The organism is Nocardioides sp. Root240 (assembly GCF_001428825.1).
Classification (GTDB): Bacteria; Actinomycetota; Actinomycetes; order Propionibacteriales; family Nocardioidaceae; genus Nocardioides.
In genome coordinates this window covers 282,292-303,167 of record NZ_LMIT01000013.1, presented here as the reverse complement: position 1 = coordinate 303,167, position 20,876 = coordinate 282,292, and the positions used below count along the sequence as shown (strand labels likewise).

Here is a 20,876-nt window from a genome sequence, read left to right as displayed (position 1 = left end):
TCAGTCGCCGACCGCGTCGATCCCGCGCTGCACGATCAGCGGGTCCGGCGCACCGACGACGGAGGCGTCCTTGCCGTCGTACTCGAAGTTGGCGAGGAAGGCCCGCATCGCGTTGATCCGCGCGCGCTTCTTGTCGTTGGACTTCACCGTCGTCCACGGCACCACCTCGGTGTCGGTACGGCGGATCATCGCCTCCTTGGCCTCGGTGTAGGCCTGCCACTTGTCGAGGGACTCCAGGTCCATGGGGGAGAGCTTCCACTGCCGGACCGGGTCGACCTGCCGGATGATGAAGCGGGTGCGCTGCTCGGCCTGGGTGACCGAGAACCAGAACTTGGTGAGCGTGATGCCGGACTCGACGAGCATCTCCTCGAAGTACGGCACGTGCCGCATGAACGTCTCGTAGTCCTCGTCACCGACGAAGCCCATCACCCGCTCGACGACGGCGCGGTTGTACCAGCTGCGGTCGAACAGCGAGATCTCGCCGGCGGTCGGCAGGTGCTGGACGTAGCGCTGGAAGTACCACTGGCCGGACTCGCGGTCGCTCGGCTTGGTGAGGGCGACGACGCGGGCGTAGCGGGGGTTGAGGTGCTCCATGAACCGCTTGATCGTGCCGCCCTTGCCGGCGGCGTCGCGGCCCTCGAAGACGATGACGTGCTTGGAGCCGGTGGCCTTGGACCAGGCCTGGAACTTCAGCAGCTCGACCTGCAGCAGGTACTTCTGCTCGTCGTACTCCTCGCGGGGCATCCGCTCGTCGTACGGGTAGTTCTCCCGCCACGTGTCGACCGCCTTGCCGAACGGGTCGATCAGGACCGGGTCGTCGTCGTGGTCGTCGCCGATGCGGTGGCCGTCGATCCCGAGGCGGTCGATGTACTGGCGGACGTCTTCGAGCATGCGGCGGACGCTAGGAGAGGCCCGTGAACCGGAGGTGTACGTCAGGTTCCCTGCCGGGTTGGGTCGCTGGTACGGCGGCGCCGTAACCTTGGGGTGCCATGGAAGCTGTGCCGACGGTCTACCTCGACCACGCCGCGACGACGCCGATCACCGACGTCGCCGTCGACGCCATGACGGCACGGCTGCGCGAGGTCGGCAACGCGAGCTCCCTGCACGCCTCCGGCCGCCGCGCACGGCGGATCGTCGAGGAGTCCCGCGAGACGGTCGCACAGGCGCTGGGCTGCCGTCCGGGCGAGGTCGTGTTCACCTCCGGCGGCACCGAGGCCGACAACCTCGCGGTCAAGGGCCTGTTCTGGTCGCGCCGCGAGGTCGATGCCGCGCGCACCCGCGTGCTGGGCACCGCGGTCGAGCACCATGCCGTCCTCGACCCGCTGGAGTGGCTCGAGGAGCACGAGGCGGCCACGGTCGAGCTGCTCCCCGTCGACGCCGCGGGCCGGCTGCGGGTCGAGTCGCTGCAGGCTGCGATCGAGCGCGACCCGGCCTCGGTCGCGATGATCACCGTGATGTGGGCCAACAACGAGGTCGGCACGCTGCAGCCGATCGACGAGGTGGTCCGGCTCGCGTCCGCGCACGGCATCCCGGTCCACACCGACGCGGTCCAGGCTGTCGGCTCGGTGCCGGTCGACTTCGCCGCGAGCGATGTCGACGCGCTGTCGATATCGGGCCACAAGGTCGGCGGGCCGCAGGGCGTCGGGGCTCTCGTCGTACGACGGGAGGTCGACCTGACCGCGCTGCTGCACGGCGGTGGCCAGGAGCGCGACGTGCGCAGCGGGACGCTCGACGTCCCCGCGATCGCCGGCTTCGCCGCGGCCGTGGAGGTCGCGGTGAAGCAGCAGGCCGAGCTCGCCGCGCGGCTCGTGGTGCTGCGCGACCGCCTCATCGAGGGCGTGCGGAGCGCGGTCCCCGACGTGGTGCTCAACGGCGACCCGGTCGACCGGCTGCCCGGCAACGTCCACCTCTCCTTCCCGGGCTGCGAGGGCGACTCCCTGCTGATGCTGCTGGACGCCCGCGGCATCGAGTGCTCCACCGGGTCGGCGTGCTCGGCCGGCGTACCCCAGCCCTCGCACGTGCTGCTGGCCATGGGCCGCGACGCCGCTGCCGCGCGCAGCTCGCTGCGGTTCAGCCTCGGCCACACGAGCACCGCGGCCGACGTCGACGCCGTCGTCGCGGCGATCGCCCCCTGCGTGGAGCGGGCCCGCGCGGCCCGCGCCTGAGCTGCCGGGGAGCAACGGATGAAGGTCGTCGCCGCCATGTCCGGGGGAGTGGACTCCGCCGTCGCTGCCGCGCGCGCCAAGGAGGCCGGCCACGACGTCACCGGCATCCACCTCGCGCTGTCACGCAACCCGAAGTCGTACCGCACCGGGGCGCGAGGCTGCTGCACCATCGAGGACGCCAACGACGCCCGCCGGGCCGCCGACGTCATCGGCATCCCGTTCTACGTCTGGGACCTCTCCGACCGCTTCCACACCGACGTGGTCGAGGACTTCATGGACACCTACGCCGCCGGGCAGACGCCGAACCCGTGCCTGCGGTGCAACGAGAAGATCAAGTTCGCCGCGGTCCTCGACAGGGCGCTGGCGCTGGGCTTCGACGCGGTCGCGACCGGCCACTACGCCACCGTGGTCACCTCGCCCACCGGCGACGTCGAGCTGCACCGTGCGGTCGACGGCGCCAAGGACCAGTCCTACGTGCTGGGCGTGCTCGACGAGCAGCAGCTGCGCCACTCGCTGTTCCCGCTCGGTGACACCCCCAAGCCGCAGGTCCGCGAGGAGGCGGCCGCACGCGGCCTGCTCGTCGCCGACAAGCCCGACAGCCACGACATCTGCTTCGTCGCCGACGGCGACAACACCGGTTGGCTGCGCGAGAAGCTCGGCGACCGCGCCCCCAACCAGGGTGGCGAGATCGTCGACGAGGCCACCGGCACCGTCCTCGGCCAGCACACCGGCACCTACGGCTTCACCATCGGACAGCGCAAGGGCCTGCGCCTGGGCCACCCCGCGCCCGACGGCCGTCCCCGCTACGTCCTCGACATCGAGCCGGTCAGCGGCACGGTCACCGTCGGCCCGCGCGAGCGGCTCGCCGTCGAGCGGCTCGCGGGCGACCGGCTGCGCTGGTGCGGGACGCCGCTCGCCCCGGGCACGGTCCTCGACGGCCCGGACGTCACCGTCCAGCTGCGCGCCCACGGAGCGGAGCACCGCGCCGTCGTCCGGGTGGGCACCGATCGCCTGGAGGTCGAGCTGATCGACCACGCGTCCGGCATCGCACCCGGCCAGGCCGTCGTGGTGTACGACGGCACCCGGGTCGTCGGGTCGGCCACCATCACCGTCGCCCAGCGGGTGCCGACGTGAGGGCCACCGGGATCGGCTCGTTCCCCGGCGACTCCCAGCACGCCTACGACGACGCGCTGGCCCTCGTGCTCGGCGAGGTCGCCGTCGACGGCGGGCTCCCGTACGTCCCCGAGGTCCCCGGCAGGGGAGCGATCGCCGCGATGACCGGCCGCACCCTCGGCCTGGTCGCGGAGCTCGACGCCGACCTCCAGCCGGCAGGCTGGCGTCTCACCGGCACCTCCGGCGCCCCGTCGCTCGACCAGCGCCGGGCCCGCAGCCTGCTCGCCCAGGACCTCGACGCGCTCGAGGAGCGCGCGGCCGACTACACCGGTCCGTTCAAGGTGCAGGTCACCGGCCCGTGGACCCTCGCCGCCACCGTCGAGCGGCCCCGCGGCGACAAGCTGCTCGCCGACCACGGCGCCCGCCGCGAGCTCGCGCAGGCACTGGCGGTCGCCGTCGCCGACCACGTCTGCGACGTCCGCCGTCGGGTGCCGGGCGCCACCGAGCTGGTGCTCCAGCTCGACGAGCCGGCGCTCCCGGCCGTCCTCGCCGCGGCCGTCCCCACCGCCTCGGGCTTCGGGAGGCACCGCACGGTGCACCCGCCCGAGGCCAGCGCCGCCCTCGAAGGGGTGCTGTCGGCCGCCGTCGGCGCGGGCGCGGTCCCGTGGGTGCACTGCTGCGCGCCCGACGTCCCGGTCGGCCTGCTCCGCGGCGCCGGTGCGCAGGGCGTGCTGCTCGACCTCGGGCTGCTCGGCGCCGACGGCCACGACGCGGCCGCCGAGGCGCTGGAGGCCGGCGCGACGGTCGCCCTCGGCGTCGTACCGACCTCGGGGGAGCTGCCCACCGACAAGGCCGTCGTCGAGCGGGTGCTGCGCTGGCTCGACATGCTCGGCCTCGACCCCGGGACCGTGGGCGCCCAGCTGCTCGTCACGCCGACCTGCGGGCTCGCTGGCGCGACGCCGGCAGACGCACGAAGGGCCACCGAGCTGGTGCGCTCGGTGGCCCGTTCGTTGTCCGGCTGACCGGACGAGGGAGTCGTCGGGATCAGCCGACGTGGACGCCCTCGGGTGCGTCGGTGGCCAGCTCGGTGTGCTTGACGTTGAGGAACGCCCAGATCACCGCGGAGGCCGTCAGCATCAGGATCGAGGCCACGAGGAACGCGTGGACCGCACCCTCGGGGAAGCTCGAGTTGAAGATGGCCGCCTCGAGGAACGTCAGGTCGGAGCCCGGTACGACGGCAGCCGGGTCGCCGCCGCCGGCGACGATCGCGTCGGCCATCGGCTTGGCGACGTCGCTGGCCTGACCGTTCGTGAAGTGCAGGGCGACCGTGCTCAGCGTGGCCAGGCCCAGCGCGCCACCGACCTGCTGCATGGTGTTCAGCACGCCGGAGCCGATGCCCGAGTCCTCGGCGCGCACGTGGTGCACCGCGGTGAGCGTCATCGGCACGAAGACCAGGCCCATGCCGATCGCCATCAGGATGATGAACGGGAAGACGTGGGTCCAGTAGTTGATGTCTGCGCCGCCGTCGGTCATGGCCTTCAGGACCGCCGTCGGCGACTCGTCGACCGGGATCCGCGAGAACATGAACAGCGCGGTGGCGGCGAGCAGGGTGCCGGTGCCGGCGAGGAAGCGGGCGTCGATCCGGGCGACCAGGTTCGACGCGAGGCCCGCGCCGATCACGATGCCGAACGAGAACGGCAGGAACGCGAAGCCGGCCTCCAGCGGGCTGAAGCCCATGATCTGCTGGATGAACAGGCTGAGGAAGTAGAACATCGCGAACATCGCGGCCGGAGCGATCATCATCGCGACGAAGCTCGTGGCCCGGGTGCGGCTGGCGAAGATGCGGACCGGCAGCAGCGGGTGGGCGACGCGCGACTCGATGACGGCGAAGGCCACGAGGAGGACGACGCCGGCGACGAGCGAGGTGATGGTCTGGGCGTGGTCCCAGCCGTAGGCCTCCTCGCCCGCACGGGACAGGCCGAAGACGATGCCGAGCAGGCCCAGGGTGCCGGTGATGGCGCCAGGGATGTCCATCTCGCCGGGGTGCTGCTCGGACTCGGCGAGCACGCGCGGTACGGCGAAGGCAGCGACCAGGCCGATCGGGACGTTGATCAGGAAGGTCATCCGCCAGCCCTCGACGTCGAGGCCGACGAACGAGTCGAGGCCGGTGAGCCAGCCACCGAGGATCAGGCCGATCGCGGCACCGACGCCGGACATGGTCGCGTAGGCAGCCATGGCGCGGTTGCGGGCCGGGCCCGCGGCGAAGGTGGTGGTGATCAGCGCGAGCGCGGCCGGAGCGGCCATGGCCGCACCGACGCCCTGGAGCGCCCGGGACGCGAGCAGCAGGCCCTCGTTGGCAGCGAGGCCACCGAGCAGTGAGGCGACCGAGAAGGTCGACAGGCCGATCATGAACAGGCGCCGGCGGCCGTAGAGGTCACCGAGGCGACCGCCCAGCAGCAGCAGGCCGCCGAAGGCGAGCGCGTAGCCCGTCACGATCCAGGTCAGGTTGGCCTGGGAGATGTCGAGGTCGCGGCCGATGTAGGGCAGCGCGATGTTGGCGATGGTGGAGTCGAGCACCACCATCAGCTGGGCGGTGAGGATCAGCACGAGAGCCAGGCCGGCGTGCTTCGCGGGCTTGACCTCGGCTTCCGCAGAGGAGGTCGTCCCCGCGGGGTCGAGTGATTCGACGTCGGTCATGAACGTTCCTTCGTGAGGAGATGGGTGAGAGGAGGTCAGCCGCGGGTCGCGGCCGGGAGGATGACCTGGTCGACCACGCGGGCGATCAGGTCCTGGGTCGGGGGATCTCCGAGCAGGAAGCCGCGGTGCAGCACGATGCCGGGCAGCGCCGCGGTGAGGATGTCGAGGTCGATGTCGTCGCGGAGCTCGCCGCGCTGGCGGGCCCGCTCGTAGACCTCGCGTCCGACGGCGACCTTCGGGGCGATGAACCGCTCCCGGAACGCCTTGGCGAACTCGGGGTCGCGACCGATGGCCGTCACGACGCTGCCGAGCAGCGCGGTCTGGTGCTGGTCGGTCAGGCCGCCGTGGCCGCAGAACATGGCGAGCAGGTCGCCGCGCAGGCTGCCGGTGTCCGCGGGCGCCTCGAGGGGTGCCTTCTCCGACATGAGTGCGTCGATGACCAGAGCGGCCTTGCCCTCCCACTTGCGGTAGAGCGTGGCCTTGGACGCCTTGGCCTTCGTCGCGACCGCGTCCATGGTGAGCCGGTCGTAGCCGACGTCGACGAGGACCGCGATCGCGGCGTCGAGGATCTCCTGCTCGCGGTCGCCCTCGACGCGGGGTCGGCTCGGCGCCTCACGGCGGCTGATGCGGGGGACCATGGTGACTCCGGGTGGTTCGATGGAACGGAACGGTTTCGTTCCAAGTAGATAGTACGGAACGGTTTCGTTCTGTCAACCCTGTTTCCGCCGAGGCCATTCCCGGCCCTGTCGGAAGGACCCGGCAGGATGTCCCCATGAGCGACGCCGCCCTTCCCGTCGTCCCGCCCGAGGCGCGTGACGAGCACGCGACGATCAGCGAGGAGGTCGAGGACGCGCGCTACCGCTACTACGTCCTCGACGAGCCGACGCTCTCCGACGCGGACTTCGACCAGCGGCTGCGCCGGCTCGAGGCGCTCGAGGACGAGTTCCCCGAGCTGCGCACCCCCGACTCGCCGACCCAGAAGGTCGGAGGGGCGGTCTCGACCGACTTCACCGCCGTCGACCACCTGCAGCGGATGGAGAGCCTCGACAACGCCTTCTCCTTCGACGAGCTCGGCGCCTGGTACGCACGGCTGGCCCGCGAGGACGTCGGTGAGCCCGCGCTGCTGTGCGAGCTCAAGGTCGACGGCCTGGCGATCAACCTGCTCTACGAGAACGGCCGCCTGGTCCGGGCGCTCACCCGCGGTGACGGCCGCACGGGCGAGGACGTCACGCCCAACGTGAAGACCATCGCCGCCGTCCCGCACCGGCTCAGCGGCACCGACGAGTTCCCGGTCCCGGCGCTCGTCGAGGTGCGTGGCGAGGTGTTCCTGCCGGTCGCGGCCTTCGAGGCCCTCAACGTCGCGATGACCGAGGCTGGCCGGCCCGCCTTCGCCAACCCCCGCAACGCCGCTGCCGGATCGCTGCGCCAGAAGGACCCGCGGGTCACCGCGTCCCGAGCGCTCGGCATGGTCTGCCACGGCGTCGGCGCCCGCGAGGGCTTCGACCCGCAGGCCCAGTCCCAGGCCTACGAGGCGCTGGCCGCGTGGGGCCTCCCGATCTCCGAGCAGGTCCGCGTCCTGCCGAGCCTGGCCGACGTCCAGGGCTACATCGAGAACGCCGGCGAGCACCGGCACACGATCGTGCCCTACGAGATCGACGGTGTCGTGGTGAAGGTCGACGACGTCACCCTGCAGCGCCGGCTCGGGTCCACGAGCCGCGCGCCGCGGTGGGCGATCGCCTACAAGTACCCGCCCGAGGAGGTCAACACGGTGCTCCTCGACATCGCGGTCAACGTCGGCCGCACCGGTCGTGTGACGCCCTACGGCGTCATGGAGCCCACCAAGGTCGCGGGCTCCACGGTCGAGAACGCCACCCTGCACAACTTCCACGAGGTCGAGCGCAAGGACGTGCGCCCCGGCGACACCGTCGTCCTGCGCAAGGCGGGCGACGTGATCCCCGAGATCGTCGGCCCGGTGCTGCCGCTGCGTCCCGAGGGTCTGGCGCCGTGGGTGCCGCCGACGACCTGTCCGGCCTGTTCGACCGAGCTGGTCGAGCAGAAGGAGGGCGACAAGGACCGCCGCTGCCCCAATCACGAGAAGTGCCCGGGCCAGGTGCGCGAGCGCGTCTTCTTCGTCGCCGGCCGCAGCGCCTTCGACATCGAGGGCCTGGGCTACGAAGCCGCTGTCGCGCTGCTGGAGTCGGGCGCGATCACCAACGAGGGCGACGTGTTCGACCTCGACACCGACAAGCTCCGCGCCACCGAGCTGTTCACCCGCGCGCCCAGGAAGGACGAGGACGGCCCCCAGCTCACCGCCAACGGCGCCAAGCTGCTCGCCAACCTCGACGCCCGCAAGGACGTGCCGCTCTGGCGCGTCATCGTCGCCCTCTCCATCCGCCACACCGGCCCGAGCGCGTCGCGTGCGCTCGCGCAGGAGTTCGGCTCGATGGCCGCCATCCGCGCCGCCACCGAGGAGCAGCTCGCCGCAGCCGAGGGCGTCGGCCCGACCATCGCCCGCGCGGTCATCGAGTGGTTCGAGGTCCCGTGGCACGTCGCCATCGTCGACAAGTGGGCCGCCGCCGGGGTCTCGATGGAGGACGCGCGCGACGAGTCCGTCGCCCGCACCCTCGAGGGCCTGACCGTCGTGGTCACCGGCTCGCTGGTCGACTTCTCCCGCGACTCCGCCAAGGAGGCGATCCTCTCCCGCGGTGGCAAGGCCGCGGGGTCGGTGTCGAAGAAGACCGACTACGTCGTGGTCGGCGACAACGCCGGCTCCAAGGCGGAGAAGGCCGAGCAGCTCGGTGTGCCGGTGCTCGACGAGGACGGGTTCAAGCGGCTGCTCGAGGGCGGCCCCGCGGGCGTCGCGTGACGCAGGTCCTGAGAGAATGGGGGTCATGCGCGTTCACCTCGGCTGCGACCACGCCGGCCTGGAGCTGAAGTCCCACCTCACCGGCTGGCTCACGGAGCACGGCTACGAGCCGGTCGACCACGGTCCGTTCGTCTACGACGCCCTCGACGACTACCCGGTCTTCTGCCTGCGGGCGGCCGAGGGCGTGCGCGCGGACCGCGAGGCCGGCCTCGACAGCCTCGGCGTCGTGATCGGCGGCTCGGGCAACGGGGAGCAGATCGCCGCCAACAAGGTGAAGGGCGTCCGGGCCGCGCTCGCCTGGTCCGAGGAGACCGCCAGCCTGGCTCGCGAGCACAACGACGCGTGGGTGGTCGCTGTCGGCGGCCGGATGCACTCCCTCGAGGAGATGACCCGCCTGGTCGAGGTCTTCCTGTCCACGCCGTTCCCCGGCGACGAGCGGCACGTGCGCCGCATCGGCCAGATGGCGTCCTACGAGGTGACGGGGGAGCTCCCGCCGCTTCCCGAGTCCGCCCAGGGCCACGGAGCCTGATGCCCGAGGGCCACACCCTCCACCGCCTCGCCCGGGAGCTGACGGGCCTCTTCGGCGGCCACGTCGTCCGGGCAGGCAGCCCGCAGGGGCGGTTCGCCGACGGTGCCGCGCAGGTCGACGGCACCCGCCTGCTCGACGCCGACGCGTGGGGGAAGCAGCTCTTCGTCCGGTTCGAGGGCGAGCGCTTCGTGCACGTGCACCTCGGCCTCTACGGCACCTTCGACCTGTACGACGACGTCGACGCGGTGCCGCAGCCGGTCGGCCAGGTGCGGCTGCGCCTGGTCCGTCCCGCCGGCGCGAGCCGGCCGGCGGCGTACGCCGACCTGCGCGGCGCCACGCGGTGTGAGCTCGTCACCGCGGAGGAGAGGGCGGCCGTCGTCGCCCGGCTCGGACCGGACCCGTTGCGCGAGGACGCCGATCCCGACCTGGCGTGGCAGCGGATCAGCCGCAGCACGGCGCCGATCGGCACCCTGCTGATGGACCAGACGGTCCTCGCGGGCGTCGGCAACGTCTACCGCGCCGAGGTCCTCTTCCGGCACGGGATCCATCCCTTGCGGCCGGGTCGCACGCTTCGGGTCTCACAGTTCCGCGCGATCTGGGACGATCTGGTGGTGCTGATGGCCGACGGCGTGCGGACCGGGCGGATCGACACCGTCCGGCCCGAGCACCTGCCCGAGGCCATGGGGCGTGCGCCGCGCGTCGACGACCACGGCGGCGAGGTCTACGTCTACCGGCGGACCGGCCAGCCGTGCCACGTCTGCGAGCGGCCCGTGCGCACCGAGGTCCTCGGTGCGCGCAACTCGTTCTGGTGCGCCCGTTGCCAGCCGGTCTTCCGCACCCGGGCGGCCCGGTGATGCGGCGCTGGCTCCACGGTGACCGGGCGACGACCCTGGTCCTGGGGCTCGTGTCGGCGCTGGTCCTCGTGGGGATCGCAGTGCGTCCCGACGACATCCCGATCAACGGGGCCTTCCTGCCGCTCGTCGTCGCGATCCTGATGCTGGGCAACCGGGCGTTGCCGTGGTTCGCGACCTACATGCTCGGCGTCCTGACCGTCGCCGTGCTGCTGCAGGACTCGTGGATGCCCCGGACCGTGGTGTCGGTGACGGTGATGTACCTGCTCACGCTCGCGGTGCTGGTCGTCACCCGCCGCCGCACCGGCGGGCTCAACGTGGCCCGCATGCGGGGCGAGTCCATGCTGGTCGACCTCCGCGACCGGATCCTCGCCCAGGGCGAGATCCCGACCCTTCCGGAGCCCTGGCTCGTCGAGTCGGCGCTGTCGTCGGCCGGGGGATCGGGCTTCGCCGGTGACTTCTTCGTCGCGACGCCGAGCGAGCACGGCCGGCGCATCGAGCTGGTCGTCGTCGACGTGTCCGGCAAGGGCGAGGCGGCCGGCACGCGGGCCCTCCAGCTCTCCGGCGCGATGGGTGGCCTGGTCGGCGCGCTCACGCCCGACCGCTTCCTCCCCGCCGCCAACGAGTACCTCCTCCAGCGGGCCTGGGAGGAGGGCTTCGCGACTGCGGTCCACGTCTCGGTCGACCTCGGGACGGGCGTCTTCGAGCTGCGCAGTGCCGGCCACCCGCCGGCCGTCCAGCGCCACGCCGGCTCGGGCCGGTGGGAGGTGCTCCAGGCCGAGGGGCCGGTGCTCGGCATCGTCGACGACGTCGCGTACGACGCCTACCGCGGCCGGCTCGACCCGGGCGACAGCCTGCTGCTCTACACCGACGGCATGGTCGAGGAGCCGCGCCGCGACATCGAGCTCGGCATCGACCACATGATGGGCGCGGCGGAGTCCCTGTTGCGTGGCTCGTGGGACGGCCTGGCCCAGCGCCTCGTCGGCGTCGTCGGATCGCCGGACGACGACCGGGCACTGCTGCTCGTCCACCGACGCCCCTGAGTTGGGGCGGGGGAGGTGCCGTGTGGCACGATTGCCCGTGCCTTTGCGGCCCGCGCGAGCGTGCCGTGAGACATCCGGGGATGTAGCTCAATGGTAGAGCCTCAGTCTTCCAAACTGATTACGCGGGTTCGATTCCCGTCATCCCCTCGAAGTGCGGTCGGCCGCAGGTCGGTGGACCGCTCGACGGGGCGTAGCGTAGTGGCTAGCGCGCCTGCTTTGGGAGCAGGAGACCGCAGGTTCGAGTCCTGTCGCCCCGACAGATCAGCCCGATCGAACCAGTGGACCTCACGGTCCGCGCCCCATCATCAGAACAGTAGGAGAACACCTGTGAAGAGCGCCGTCGAGACCTTGAGCCCGACCCGGGCCAAGCTGACCGTCGAGGTGCCCTTCGAGGAGCTCAAGCCGAGCCTCGACGCGGCGTACCAGAAGATCGCGAAGCAGATCAACGTCCCCGGCTTCCGCCGCGGCAAGGTCCCGCCGCAGGTCATCGACCGCCAGGTCGGCCGCGGCGTCGTCCTCGACGAGGCCGTCAACGACGTGCTGCCGAAGGCCTACGTCGAGGCTCTCCAGGAGAACAACCTGACCCCGCTGGCGCAGCCGGACATCGAGGTCACCAAGTTCGAGGACAACGACGGCCTGGAGTTCACCGCCGAGGTCGACGTCAAGCCCGAGATCACCCTCCCGGCCTACGACGGCCTGTCCGCCTCGGTCGAGGACCTCGAGGTCACCGACGAGGACGTCGCCGAGCAGGTCGACGCGCTGCGTGAGCGCTTCGGCACCCTGATCGACGTCGAGCGCGCCGCGCAGGACGGCGACTTCGTCGTCATCGACCTGGTCGCCACCAACGACGGCGAGGTCGTCGACGGTGCCGAGATCGCGGGCTTCTCCTACAAGGTCGGCAACGGCGGCATGATCGACGGCCTCGACGAGGCGCTCACCGGCATGGCGATCGACGAGGAGAAGACCTTCACGACCCAGCTCGTCAGCGGCGACCTCGTCGGCCAGGACGTCGAGGTCAAGGTCAAGGTCACCCAGGTCCAGGAGCAGGAGCTCCCCGAGCTCGACGACGACTTCGCACAGGAGGCGTCGGAGTTCGACACCCTCGACGAGCTCCGCGCGGACGTGCGCGAGCGGCTCATCCGCGGCAAGCGTCTCGAGCAGGCCGCGGCCGCCCGTGACGCCGTCCTCGAGGCCCTGCTGGAGCAGGTCGAGATCCCGCTCCCCGAGAGCATGGTCACCGAGGAGCTCAACGCCCGTCGCGCGAACCTCGAGCAGCAGCTGCAGTACGCCGGCATGACCCTCGAGAAGTACCTCGAGGACGAGAACCAGACCCAGGACGAGTTCGAGGCCGACCTCGAGCGCCGGGTCCGGGACGCCGTCGCCGCCCAGTTCATCCTCGACGAGATCGCCGACAAGGAGGAGATGGGCATCGACCAGGCCGAGCTGACGCAGCACATGATCCGCCGCGCGCAGCAGTCCGGTCAGGACCCGCAGGAGTTCGTGAACCACATGTTCGAGCACAACCACGTGCCCGAGATGGTCCAGGAGATCCGCCGCGGCAAGGCCCTCCAGCTCCTCGTCGAGGGCGCCGAGGTCAAGGACGCGTCCGGCAATGTCGTCGAGCTGAAGAACCTGCTCGGTGACGGCAGCATCGGCGAGCCGCAGGACGAGGCGGCCGAGGCTGCTGAGGAGACCGAGGCCCCCGCGGCCGAGGAGACCACCGAGGCCTGAGCCTGAAACTCACTACCCCGTTGAGTGTACGACTGTGCACTCAACGGGGTAGCCTCGTTTTCATGAGGCAGGAAGCAACTCTCGTCGAGGCGGCGGCCCTGGCCACCTCCGTGCTGGACGACCTCGTCGTCGCCACCGCCCGCGAGACCCACGACGCCATCTCGCGCCGTGCGCACGGGCTCGCCCGCGTCGGCGCCGGTCCGGTCGCGGCCCCGGCCGAGGTCGTGCACCGCGGCATCGCGTCCGTCGTCTACGGTGCCCTCGGTCTCTCGCTGCGCGGCGCCACGGCCGGGCTCACCCGCCTTGCCGAGGCCGGGGTGGGGCCTGGGCTCGAGGACGGCCCGCGGGGCCGTTTCGTCAGCTCCGCGGTCAACGGCCTGATCGGCGAGGAGCTGCGTCGCGAGCGTCCCCGGCTCGCGATCGAGATGGGCGTGCGCCACCAGGGACGGGACGTGGTGCTGACCCCCGAGGGTGTCGCGGCGGCGTTCCCCGAGGCGACCGGTCAGCTGGTCGTCTTCCTGCACGGCCTGTGCGAGACCGAGGACTACTGGCGCCGCCACCGCGACCGGCTCGGCTCGACGTACGGCGAGACGATGGCCCGACGCGGCTGGACGCCCGTCTACCTGCGCGCCAACACCGGCCTCCCGCTGCGCGAGAACGGCGTCATCCTCGCCTCGCTGATCCAGCGCCTGGTCGATGCCTGGCCGGCCGAGGTCACCCGGATCGCCCTCGTCGGGCACTCCCTGGGCGGCCTCATCATCCGCGCCTCCTCGGCAGTGGTGGCCGAGGGCGACGCTCCCGCTGCGTGGACGGACCTGGTGAGCGACGTGGTCACCCTCGGCACGCCGCACCTCGGCTCGTGGTTCGCCGTCAGCGCCGACCACGCGAGCCGGACGCTCGCTCGCCTGCCGGAGGTCGCCGCCTTCGGCAAGGTCATCGACCGCCAGGCACCGGGCATCCACGACCTCATCGAGGGGCTCGCCCACGACGTGCCGCCCCTGCCGCACGCGCGCTACCGGCTGGTCTCGGCGACGCTCACCCGCTCGCCGCGCCACCCGGTGGCCAGTGCTGTCGGCGACCTCCTCGTCACGCCGCGCTCCGCCGTCGGGCGCGACCGGCGCGGCACCGAGCTGTTCCCGGGCGCCGAGGTGCTGCACCTGGGGCGGACCGACCACTTCGGGCTGCTCAACCACCCCGACGTGCACGCGGCACTGGTCCGCTGGCTCGTCGAGACCACGGCAGACTGAGTCGCCCTACTCATCCGGCCCGGCGCCCGTCGTACGACGCTGGGGACATGACCGACCTCCGCGTCCCCGCCTCCTCGTCCACGCCCGCCTCCACCCGCAAGGCCGCGGTCGTCACCAGCATCGTCGCGATCGTCCTGGGGCTGGCGGAGGCCGGCTTCGGCGCCTACTGCTGGTACCTCACCGACATCGACCCGTCCGACGACCCGCTGGTCGCGGTGGGCTACGTCCTCGCGATCGTGGTCGCCGCGCCCGGCGTCGTGGGCCTGCTCCTGGGCGGCCTCGGCTGGCTCCTCGCCGATCGCACCGCGGGCCTGGTCCTCGCCATCCTGGCGGCTGTCGTCGTCGCCCTTCCGGTGCTGGTCGTCGCACCGTTCTCGCTCCCGGGCTTCTGACGGGTGACGCCGGGCGCGGATGTTGCCAAGATGAGCCCATGGCGACCCCGAACGCAGCCCGCGAGCTCCGCGCCGAGACCGAGGTCGCGGCGCCCGCCGACCACGTCTGGGCCCTGCTGACCGACCTCTCCCAGATGGCCGGCTGGAGCCCCGAGACGGTCACCATGGTGCCGCTCAAGCGCGGCGGCCTCCGTGTCGGTCAGTGGTACCTCGGCATCAACCGCCGCAAGGGCTTCGTGTGGCCGACCCGCTCGGTCGTCGCCGAGGTCGTCCCCGCCCGCCGCCTGGTCTGGGACACGCCCTCCAGTGGAGCCCGGTGGGTCTGGGAGATCGAGCCCGTCGACGCTGCTCGCTCTCGCGTCGTCCACCGCCGCCCGGTGCCGGGCCGGCTCAGCCTCGGCAGCCGGATCGTCGCCCCGCTCGCCCTCGGCGGCAACGAGGAGCACGCCGACGAGCTCGAGCAGGGCATGGCCACGACCGTGGCCGGGCTCAAGGCCGCGGCCGAGGGCTGAGCCGCGGGCGGCGGGGTCGAACCTGAGCTCTTCCGCTGTCGGCGAACAGCGGCGTGCAACGCGTGGATCTGCCGCGGGAGACGGCTAGTGTCACTGACGTGACTCAGACTCTTCCCGGTGGCCACGCGGGTGGCCATGAGATGAACGGCGGCGCGGGGATCAGCTTCCTCGACGACAACATCTACAGCCGGCTGCTCCGTGAGCGGATCGTGTTCCTCGGCTCCGAGGTGCGCGACCAGAACGCCAACGCGATCTGCGCCCAGCTGCTGCTGCTGTCGGCGGAGGACCCCGAGGCCGACATCTTCCTCCACATCAACAGCCCCGGTGGCTCCGTGGACGCCGGCATGGCGATCTACGACACGATGAACTACATCCCCAACGACGTCGCCACCGTGGGCATGGGCCTGGCCGCGTCGATGGGCCAGTTCCTGCTGTGCGCCGGCGCGAAGGGCAAGCGCTACGCCCTGCCCCACGCGCGGATCATGATGCACCAGCCGTCGTCCGGCATGGGCGGATCGGCCTCCGACATCAAGATCCAGGCCCAGCAGTCGCTGCACATCAAGAAGGTCCTGCTGGACCTGATCGCCGAGCACACCGGCCAGACGGTCGAGCAGGTGACCGAGGACGCCGACCGCGACCGCTGGTTCACCGCCCAGGAGGCGCTGGAGTACGGCCTGGTCGACAAGGTCGTCAAGAGCGCCAAGGAAGCCGTCGACGAGGGTCGTCCGGCCCACAAGAAGGACTGAGCATGAACTACTACATCCCGCAGTGGGAAGAGCGGACGTCCTACGGCATCCGTCGGATCGATCCCTACACCAAGCTGTTCGAGGACCGCATCATCTACCTCGGCACGCCGATCTCGGACGAGGTGGCCAACGCGGTCATCGCCCAGCTGCTGTGCCTGCAGTCGATGAACCCCGACCAGGACATCAGCATCTACATCAACTCGCCCGGCGGCTCGTTCACGGCGCTGACCGCGATCTACGACACGATCCAGTTCATCAAGCCGGACGTGCAGACGGTGTGCATCGGCCAGGCCGCCTCGGCCGCAGCGATCCTGCTCGCCGCGGGTGCCAAGGGCAAGCGTCTGGCGCTGCCCAACAGCCGGATCCTGATCCACCAGCCCTACACCGAGGGCACGTTCGGCCAGACCTCGGACATCGAGATCCAGGCCAACGAGATCCTCCGGATGCGCGAGCTGCTCGAGAAGATGATCAGCGACCACTCGGGCCGGTCCATCGACGAGGTCAGCCGCGACATCGAGCGCGACAAGATCCTCACGGCCCAGGGCGCCATCGAGTACGGCCTGATCGACTCGGTGCTCGAGTCGCTGAAGACCCCCGCACTGGTCTGATCCGGACCAGGGCTGCCGAACAGTACGACGTACGACGAAATGAGCTCCTCGATCCCGACGCGGTCCTCCTCGTGTCACGCTCCCCTTGGGGCGTGGCAGGGAGTACCGTCGGGGAGTTCGGACTTGAGGAGGACCCGTGGCACGCATCGGTGACGGTGGCGACCTGTTGAAGTGCTCTTTCTGCGGAAAGAGCCAGAAGCAGGTCAAGAAGCTCATCGCTGGTCCGGGTGTCTACATCTGCGACGAGTGCATCGACCTCTGCAACGAGATCATCGAGGAGGAGCTCGCCGAGGGCTCCGACGTCGACCTCGCGGAGCTGCCGAAGCCCAAGGAGATCTTCGAGTTCCTCAACTCCTACGTCATCGGCCAGGAGCAGGCGAAGAAGTCCCTCGCGGTCGCGGTCTACAACCACTACAAGCGGGTCCAGGCCGGCGTGCAGCCCGTGTCGGGCAAGCACAGCAAGGACGAGGTCGTCGAGGTCGCCAAGTCCAACATCCTCGTCATCGGCCCGACCGGCTGCGGCAAGACCTACCTCGCCCAGACCCTGGCCCGGATGCTCAACGTGCCGTTCGCGATCGCGGACGCCACGGCGCTGACCGAGGCCGGCTACGTCGGTGAGGACGTCGAGAACATCCTCCTCAAGCTGATCCAGGCCGCCGACTACGACGTCAAGAAGGCCGAGACCGGCATCATCTACATCGACGAGATCGACAAGGTGGCCCGCAAGGCCGAGAACCCGTCGATCACGCGCGACGTGTCCGGTGAGGGCGTCCAGCAGGCCCTGCTGAAGATCATCGAGGGCACCACCGCGTCCGTGCCCCCGCAGGGCGGCCGCAAGCACCCCCACCAGGAGTTCATCCAGATCGACACCACGAACATCCTGTTCGTGGTGGGCGGTGCCTTCGCCGGCCTCGAGCACATCATCGAGCAGCGCGTCGGCAAGAAGTCCCTGGGCTTCACCGCCGAGCCGCGCGGCGAGGCCGAGCGCGCCGCCGACGACCTGCTCTCCCAGGTCCGTCCCGAGGACCTCACGAAGTTCGGCCTGATCCCCGAGTTCATCGGTCGCCTGCCGCTCATCGCGAGCGTCACGCCGCTGGACCAGGCCGCTCTCGTCCAGATCCTCACCGAGCCGCGCAACGCGCTGACCAAGCAGTACAAGAAGCTCTTCGACCTCGACGGTGTCGAGCTCGAGTTCACCGACGACGCCATCGCCGCGATCGCCGACAAGGCGCTCGAGCGGGGCACGGGTGCCCGTGGCCTGCGCGCGATCATCGAGGAGGTCCTCCTCTACGTCATGTACGACGTGCCGAGCCGTGGCGACGTGGAGAAGGTCGTCGTGACGCGCGAGGTCGTCGACGACGAGCAGGCACCGACCCTGGTCCTCCGCGAGGCGAAGCCGAAGAAGAAGTCCGCCTGAGCAGCGACTGCGCGAGGAACGAGGTCGCCGGCCTGTGGTCGGGGAGTCCTCGGGCTCAGCAGTGGTCGGCGAGGTAGGTGTCGAAGACCTGCTTCTCCGCCGGCACCGGGTCATGGCCGTCGGCGAGGTCGAGCAGGTAGCGGCGGGCCTCGAAGGGCAGGTTCGCCGGCGTGCCGAGCTGGCGGAGGTCCTGGTCGACCCCGCCCTCGGTGAGCTGCGCGCTCGCGACCGTGTCGCAGAAGGCCTCCTGGTCCGCGTTCGACGGCCACTGCGTGTCGCGGCACCCCGCTGCCAGCACCAGGACGGCGGCCGCGGCCGCCGTCATCCGGACCCGCATCACTCCGCGGGCTGCTCGGCGATCTCGGCGCTCACCTTCAGCTCCGACGCGTCGGCGTCGACGGTGAAGACGAGGTCGCCCACGATCTTGCCGGCGGCGACGAGGTCGCTGGAGGCCAGCTCGGCGTCGTGGACGGCCTTCTGGGGGCCGGTGACCTCGACCCGGGCGAGCGGGGTCTTCATGTTGACCTTGGCCTGCGACTTGGCGCCGCGGATGCCGGCGAGGGCGGCGGCGACGGCGTCGATCGCCGTACCGTCGGACGCGGCGGGGGAGCCGAGCTCGGTGACGGTCGGCCAGGCGGCGGTGTGCACCGAGCCCTCCTGCCACCAGGACCAGACCTCCTCGGTGACGTACGGGAGGAAGGGGGCGAGCAGGCGCAGCTGCGCCTGCAGCGCGCCCGCGAGGGTGGCCCGGGCCGAGTCGGCGGCCTCGCCGTCCTGGGAGTAGGCGCGCTCCTTGACCAGCTCGAGGTAGTCGTCGCAGAACTCCCAGAAGAACTTCTCGGTGACCTCGAGCGCGGTGGTGTAGTCGTAGGCCTCGAACGCCTCGGTGGCCTTGCGGATGACGCCCCCGAGGCGGCCGAGCAGGGCGGTGTCGACCGGCTGGCTGACCCGCGACGGGCTGAACTCGGTCGCGCCGACGCTGCCGAGGACGAACTTCGACGCGTTGAGGACCTTCATCGCCAGGCGTCGGCCGACCTTCATCTGCGTCTCGTCGAACGGCGAGTCGAGGCCCGGGCGGGCGATGGCCGCACGCCAGCGGACCGCGTCGGCGCCGTACTTGTCGAGGATCTCGTCGGGGACGACGACATTGCCCTTCGACTTCGACATCTTCTTGCGGTCGGGGTCGACGATGAAGCCGGAGATCATGGCGTGCGACCACGGCGCGGCGCCGTTCTCGAAGTGCGCGCGGACCACGCGCGAGAACAGCCAGGTCCGGATGATGTCGTGGGCCTGGGTGGCCAGGTCCATCGGGAAGACGCGCGACCACAGGTCGGGGTCGGACTCCCAGCCGCCCGCGATCTGCGGGGTGAGCGAGGAGGTCGCCCAGGTGTCCATGACGTCGGGGTCGCCGACGAAGCCACCCGGCTTGCCGCGCTGGTCCTCGGTGAAGCCGGCCGGCGCCTGCGTCGACGGGTCGACGGGCAGCTCGGCCTCGGTCGGGAGCAGCAGGCGGGTGTAGTCGGGCTCGCCCTCGGCGTCGAGGGGGTACCAGACCGGGAACGGGATGCCGAAGAAGCGCTGGCGCGAGATCAGCCAGTCGCCGTTCAGGCCGCCGACCCAGTTGTCGAAGCGGTGCTTCATGTGCGGCGGCAGCCACTGGATCTCGGCGCCGCGCGCGAGCATCTGGTCGCGGACGCCGGCGTCACGCCCGCCGTTGCGGATGTACCACTGGCGGGTCGACACGATCTCGAGCGGCTTGTCGCCCTTCTCGTAGAAGTTCGCCATCCGCTGCGTGGGCTTCGGGTCGCCGTCGAGGTCGCCGGTCTCCTTGAGCTTGGCGACGACCGCCTCGCGCGCGGAGTGGACGGTCTTGCCCTTGAGGTCCTCGTAGGCCGCCGAGGCCTGCTCGGAGGCGAGCCACTCCGGCGTCTCGCGGGTGAACCGGCCGTCGCGGCCGATGACGGTGCGGACCGGCAGCTGCAGCTCGCGCCACCACTGGACGTCGGTGAGGTCGCCGAAGGTGCAGCACATCGCGATGCCGGCGCCCTTGTCCTTCTCGGCGGCGGCGTGGGCCAGGACGGGGATCTCGACACCGAAGACGGGCGAGGTGACGGTCGTGCCGAACAGGTCGGCGTACCGCTCGTCGTCGGGGTGCGCGATCAGCGCGACGACCGACGGGATCAGCTCGGGACGGGTCGTCTCGATGTGGACCGGCGAGCCGTCGGGCTTGTGGAAGGCGACGCGGTGGTAGGCGCCGGCGTAGTCGCGGGCCTCCAGCTCGGCCTGCGCGACGGCGGTCTGGAAGGTGACGTCCCAGAGGGTCGGCGCCTCCTGCAGGTAGGCCTCGCCGCGACCGAGGTTGCGCAGGAACGCGCGCTGGCTGACGGTCTGCGCGTGGTGGCCGATCGTCGTGTAGGTGATCTTCCAGTCGACGCTCAGGCCGAGGGTGCGCCAGAGCGCCTCGAAGACCTTCTCGTCCTCCTCGACGAGCTGCTCGCACAGCGCGATGAAGTTGGGCCGGCTGATCGGGACCTGCCGCTTCGGGTCCGGCTTCTCCGGCGGGGTGAAGTCGGCGTCGTAGGGCAGCGACGGGTCGCAGCGCACGCCGAAGTAGTTCTGGACGCGGCGCTCGGTCGGGAGGCCGTTGTCGTCCCAGCCCATCGGGTAGAAGACCGACTTGCCCTGCATCCGCTGGAAACGGGCGATCAGGTCGGTGTGGGTGTAGGAGAAGACGTGCCCGACGTGGAGGCTGCCGCTGACCGTCGGAGGCGGGGTGTCGATGGCGTAGACGTTCTCCCGCGGCTGGGTACGGTCGAAGCCGTAGGTGTCCTCGGCCTTCCACCGCTCGGCCCACTTGGCCTCGAGGCCCTCCAGAGCCGGCTTGTCCGGTACGACGACCGCGCCGGTCCCGGCGCTGGTCGGGTCCGGGATCTGCTGGCTCTCGAGCTCGCTCATGGTC

Annotated in this window: 19 protein-coding genes and 2 tRNA genes; 16 read left to right on the top strand and 5 right to left on the bottom strand. The window is 71.1% G+C overall.

Annotated features, from left to right (window positions below; all coding sequences use genetic code 11):
• Window positions 1–891, bottom strand: a complete 891-nt coding sequence (ppk2, locus tag ASE20_RS18945; RefSeq protein WP_056896112.1) for a polyphosphate kinase 2 — start codon at window positions 889–891, stop codon at window positions 1–3.
• A gap of 98 nt (window positions 892–989) precedes the next feature.
• Between ppk2 and ASE20_RS18940 the strand changes: the two genes are divergently transcribed.
• From ASE20_RS18940 to ASE20_RS18930, 3 genes are read left to right on the top strand one after another with little or no spacing between them, the layout of a single operon-like run.
• Window positions 990–2,165: a cysteine desulfurase family protein gene (locus tag ASE20_RS18940; RefSeq protein ID WP_056896111.1), complete on the top strand. Its 1,176-nt coding sequence runs from the start codon at window positions 990–992 to the stop codon at window positions 2,163–2,165.
• An 18-nt stretch (window positions 2,166–2,183) separates the two neighbouring features.
• Window positions 2,184–3,299, top strand: coding sequence for a tRNA 2-thiouridine(34) synthase MnmA (gene mnmA, locus ASE20_RS18935; RefSeq protein ID WP_056896110.1), 1,116 nt, complete (start codon window positions 2,184–2,186; stop codon window positions 3,297–3,299).
• Window positions 3,296–4,300 carry a methionine synthase gene (locus ASE20_RS18930; protein ID WP_056896109.1) on the top strand — a complete coding sequence of 335 codons (1,005 nt, stop codon included), beginning with the start codon at window positions 3,296–3,298 and terminating at the stop codon, window positions 4,298–4,300. Before mnmA ends, ASE20_RS18930 begins: the two co-directional genes overlap by 4 nt.
• Window positions 4,301–4,322: 22 nt before the next feature.
• Here ASE20_RS18930 and ASE20_RS18925 read toward each other — a convergent pair whose 3' ends face one another.
• A complete protein-coding gene (locus ASE20_RS18925; RefSeq protein ID WP_056896108.1) occupies window positions 4,323–5,975 on the bottom strand; it encodes an MFS transporter in 1,653 nt (550 codons plus the stop codon).
• Window positions 5,976–6,010: 35 nt separating this feature from the next.
• The gene (locus ASE20_RS18920; protein WP_056896107.1) at window positions 6,011–6,613 is read right to left on the bottom strand and encodes a TetR/AcrR family transcriptional regulator; all 603 of its coding nucleotides are present in this window, start codon (window positions 6,611–6,613) and stop codon (window positions 6,011–6,013) included.
• Between the two features lie 134 nt (window positions 6,614–6,747).
• On the opposite strand from ASE20_RS18920, the gene ligA reads away from it, so the two are divergent.
• The 13 genes from ligA (at window position 6,748) to clpX (ending at window position 17,917) form a co-directional block, all read left to right on the top strand.
• Window positions 6,748–8,841, top strand: coding sequence for an NAD-dependent DNA ligase LigA (ligA, locus tag ASE20_RS18915; RefSeq protein ID WP_056896106.1), 2,094 nt, complete (start codon window positions 6,748–6,750; stop codon window positions 8,839–8,841).
• Between the two features lie 25 nt (window positions 8,842–8,866).
• Window positions 8,867–9,370, top strand: coding sequence for a ribose-5-phosphate isomerase (locus ASE20_RS18910; RefSeq protein WP_056896397.1), 504 nt, complete (start codon window positions 8,867–8,869; stop codon window positions 9,368–9,370).
• Window positions 9,370–10,224, top strand: coding sequence for an Fpg/Nei family DNA glycosylase (locus ASE20_RS18905; protein WP_056896105.1), 855 nt, complete (start codon window positions 9,370–9,372; stop codon window positions 10,222–10,224). Before ASE20_RS18910 ends, ASE20_RS18905 begins: the two co-directional genes overlap by 1 nt.
• On the top strand, window positions 10,224–11,264 hold the full coding sequence (locus tag ASE20_RS18900; RefSeq protein WP_056896104.1) for a PP2C family protein-serine/threonine phosphatase: 1,041 nt from the start codon (window positions 10,224–10,226) through the stop codon (window positions 11,262–11,264). The genes ASE20_RS18905 and ASE20_RS18900 overlap by 1 nt, the downstream gene beginning before the upstream one ends.
• Before the next feature lie 76 nt (window positions 11,265–11,340).
• A tRNA-Gly gene (locus ASE20_RS18895) sits at window positions 11,341–11,411 on the top strand.
• A 37-nt stretch (window positions 11,412–11,448) separates the two neighbouring features.
• A tRNA-Pro gene (locus tag ASE20_RS18890) sits at window positions 11,449–11,521 on the top strand.
• Between the two features lie 70 nt (window positions 11,522–11,591).
• Window positions 11,592–12,995, top strand: coding sequence for a trigger factor (gene tig, locus ASE20_RS18885; RefSeq protein ID WP_056896103.1), 1,404 nt, complete (start codon window positions 11,592–11,594; stop codon window positions 12,993–12,995).
• Between the two features lie 62 nt (window positions 12,996–13,057).
• Window positions 13,058–14,242 carry an esterase/lipase family protein gene (locus ASE20_RS18880; protein ID WP_056918002.1) on the top strand — a complete coding sequence of 395 codons (1,185 nt, stop codon included), beginning with the start codon at window positions 13,058–13,060 and terminating at the stop codon, window positions 14,240–14,242.
• Between the two features lie 47 nt (window positions 14,243–14,289).
• Window positions 14,290–14,634, top strand: a complete 345-nt coding sequence (locus ASE20_RS18875) for a hypothetical protein (protein WP_056896101.1) — start codon at window positions 14,290–14,292, stop codon at window positions 14,632–14,634.
• A gap of 38 nt (window positions 14,635–14,672) precedes the next feature.
• Window positions 14,673–15,146, top strand: coding sequence for an SRPBCC family protein (locus tag ASE20_RS18870; RefSeq protein WP_056896100.1), 474 nt, complete (start codon window positions 14,673–14,675; stop codon window positions 15,144–15,146).
• Window positions 15,147–15,286: 140 nt separating this feature from the next.
• A complete protein-coding gene (locus tag ASE20_RS18865) occupies window positions 15,287–15,892 on the top strand; it encodes an ATP-dependent Clp protease proteolytic subunit (RefSeq protein ID WP_056896099.1) in 606 nt (201 codons plus the stop codon).
• Between the two features lie 2 nt (window positions 15,893–15,894).
• Window positions 15,895–16,500: an ATP-dependent Clp protease proteolytic subunit gene (locus tag ASE20_RS18860; RefSeq protein ID WP_056896098.1), complete on the top strand. Its 606-nt coding sequence runs from the start codon at window positions 15,895–15,897 to the stop codon at window positions 16,498–16,500.
• A gap of 136 nt (window positions 16,501–16,636) precedes the next feature.
• Complete coding sequence (gene clpX, locus ASE20_RS18855) at window positions 16,637–17,917, top strand: ATP-dependent Clp protease ATP-binding subunit ClpX (protein WP_056896097.1); 1,281 nt, start codon at window positions 16,637–16,639, stop codon at window positions 17,915–17,917.
• Between the two features lie 55 nt (window positions 17,918–17,972).
• Here clpX and ASE20_RS18850 read toward each other — a convergent pair whose 3' ends face one another.
• Window positions 17,973–18,254 (bottom strand): hypothetical protein, encoded by a 282-nt coding sequence (locus ASE20_RS18850; protein ID WP_056896096.1) that lies wholly within the window; start codon window positions 18,252–18,254, stop codon window positions 17,973–17,975.
• Window positions 18,254–20,872, bottom strand: a complete 2,619-nt coding sequence (gene valS, locus ASE20_RS18845; protein WP_056896396.1) for a valine--tRNA ligase — start codon at window positions 20,870–20,872, stop codon at window positions 18,254–18,256. The genes ASE20_RS18850 and valS overlap by 1 nt, the downstream gene beginning before the upstream one ends.
• Window positions 20,873–20,876 lie beyond the last annotated feature (4 nt).

Excerpts from the sequence above, each read along its gene's own strand:
- ASE20_RS18905 (WP_056896105.1), top strand. The coding sequence starts at position 9,370 with ATGCCCGAGGGCCACACCCTCCACCGCCTCGCCCGGGAGCTGACGGGC.
- ASE20_RS18925 (WP_056896108.1), bottom strand. The coding sequence starts at position 5,975 with ATGACCGACGTCGAATCACTCGACCCCGCGGGGACGACCTCCTCTGCG.
- ASE20_RS18850 (WP_056896096.1), bottom strand. The coding sequence starts at position 18,254 with ATGCGGGTCCGGATGACGGCGGCCGCGGCCGCCGTCCTGGTGCTGGCA.
- ASE20_RS18860 (WP_056896098.1), top strand. The coding sequence starts at position 15,895 with ATGAACTACTACATCCCGCAGTGGGAAGAGCGGACGTCCTACGGCATC.
- ASE20_RS18900 (WP_056896104.1), top strand. The coding sequence starts at position 10,224 with ATGCGGCGCTGGCTCCACGGTGACCGGGCGACGACCCTGGTCCTGGGG.
- ASE20_RS18940 (WP_056896111.1), top strand. The coding sequence starts at position 990 with ATGGAAGCTGTGCCGACGGTCTACCTCGACCACGCCGCGACGACGCCG.
- mnmA (WP_056896110.1), top strand. The coding sequence starts at position 2,184 with ATGAAGGTCGTCGCCGCCATGTCCGGGGGAGTGGACTCCGCCGTCGCT.
- ASE20_RS18880 (WP_056918002.1), top strand. The coding sequence starts at position 13,058 with ATGAGGCAGGAAGCAACTCTCGTCGAGGCGGCGGCCCTGGCCACCTCC.
- ligA (WP_056896106.1), top strand. The coding sequence starts at position 6,748 with ATGAGCGACGCCGCCCTTCCCGTCGTCCCGCCCGAGGCGCGTGACGAG.
- ASE20_RS18870 (WP_056896100.1), top strand. The coding sequence starts at position 14,673 with ATGGCGACCCCGAACGCAGCCCGCGAGCTCCGCGCCGAGACCGAGGTC.
- ASE20_RS18920 (WP_056896107.1), bottom strand. The coding sequence starts at position 6,613 with ATGGTCCCCCGCATCAGCCGCCGTGAGGCGCCGAGCCGACCCCGCGTC.
- ppk2 (WP_056896112.1), bottom strand. The coding sequence starts at position 891 with ATGCTCGAAGACGTCCGCCAGTACATCGACCGCCTCGGGATCGACGGC.
- ASE20_RS18865 (WP_056896099.1), top strand. The coding sequence starts at position 15,287 with ATGAACGGCGGCGCGGGGATCAGCTTCCTCGACGACAACATCTACAGC.
- valS (WP_056896396.1), bottom strand. The coding sequence starts at position 20,872 with ATGAGCGAGCTCGAGAGCCAGCAGATCCCGGACCCGACCAGCGCCGGG.
- ASE20_RS18910 (WP_056896397.1), top strand. The coding sequence starts at position 8,867 with ATGCGCGTTCACCTCGGCTGCGACCACGCCGGCCTGGAGCTGAAGTCC.
- ASE20_RS18875 (WP_056896101.1), top strand. The coding sequence starts at position 14,290 with ATGACCGACCTCCGCGTCCCCGCCTCCTCGTCCACGCCCGCCTCCACC.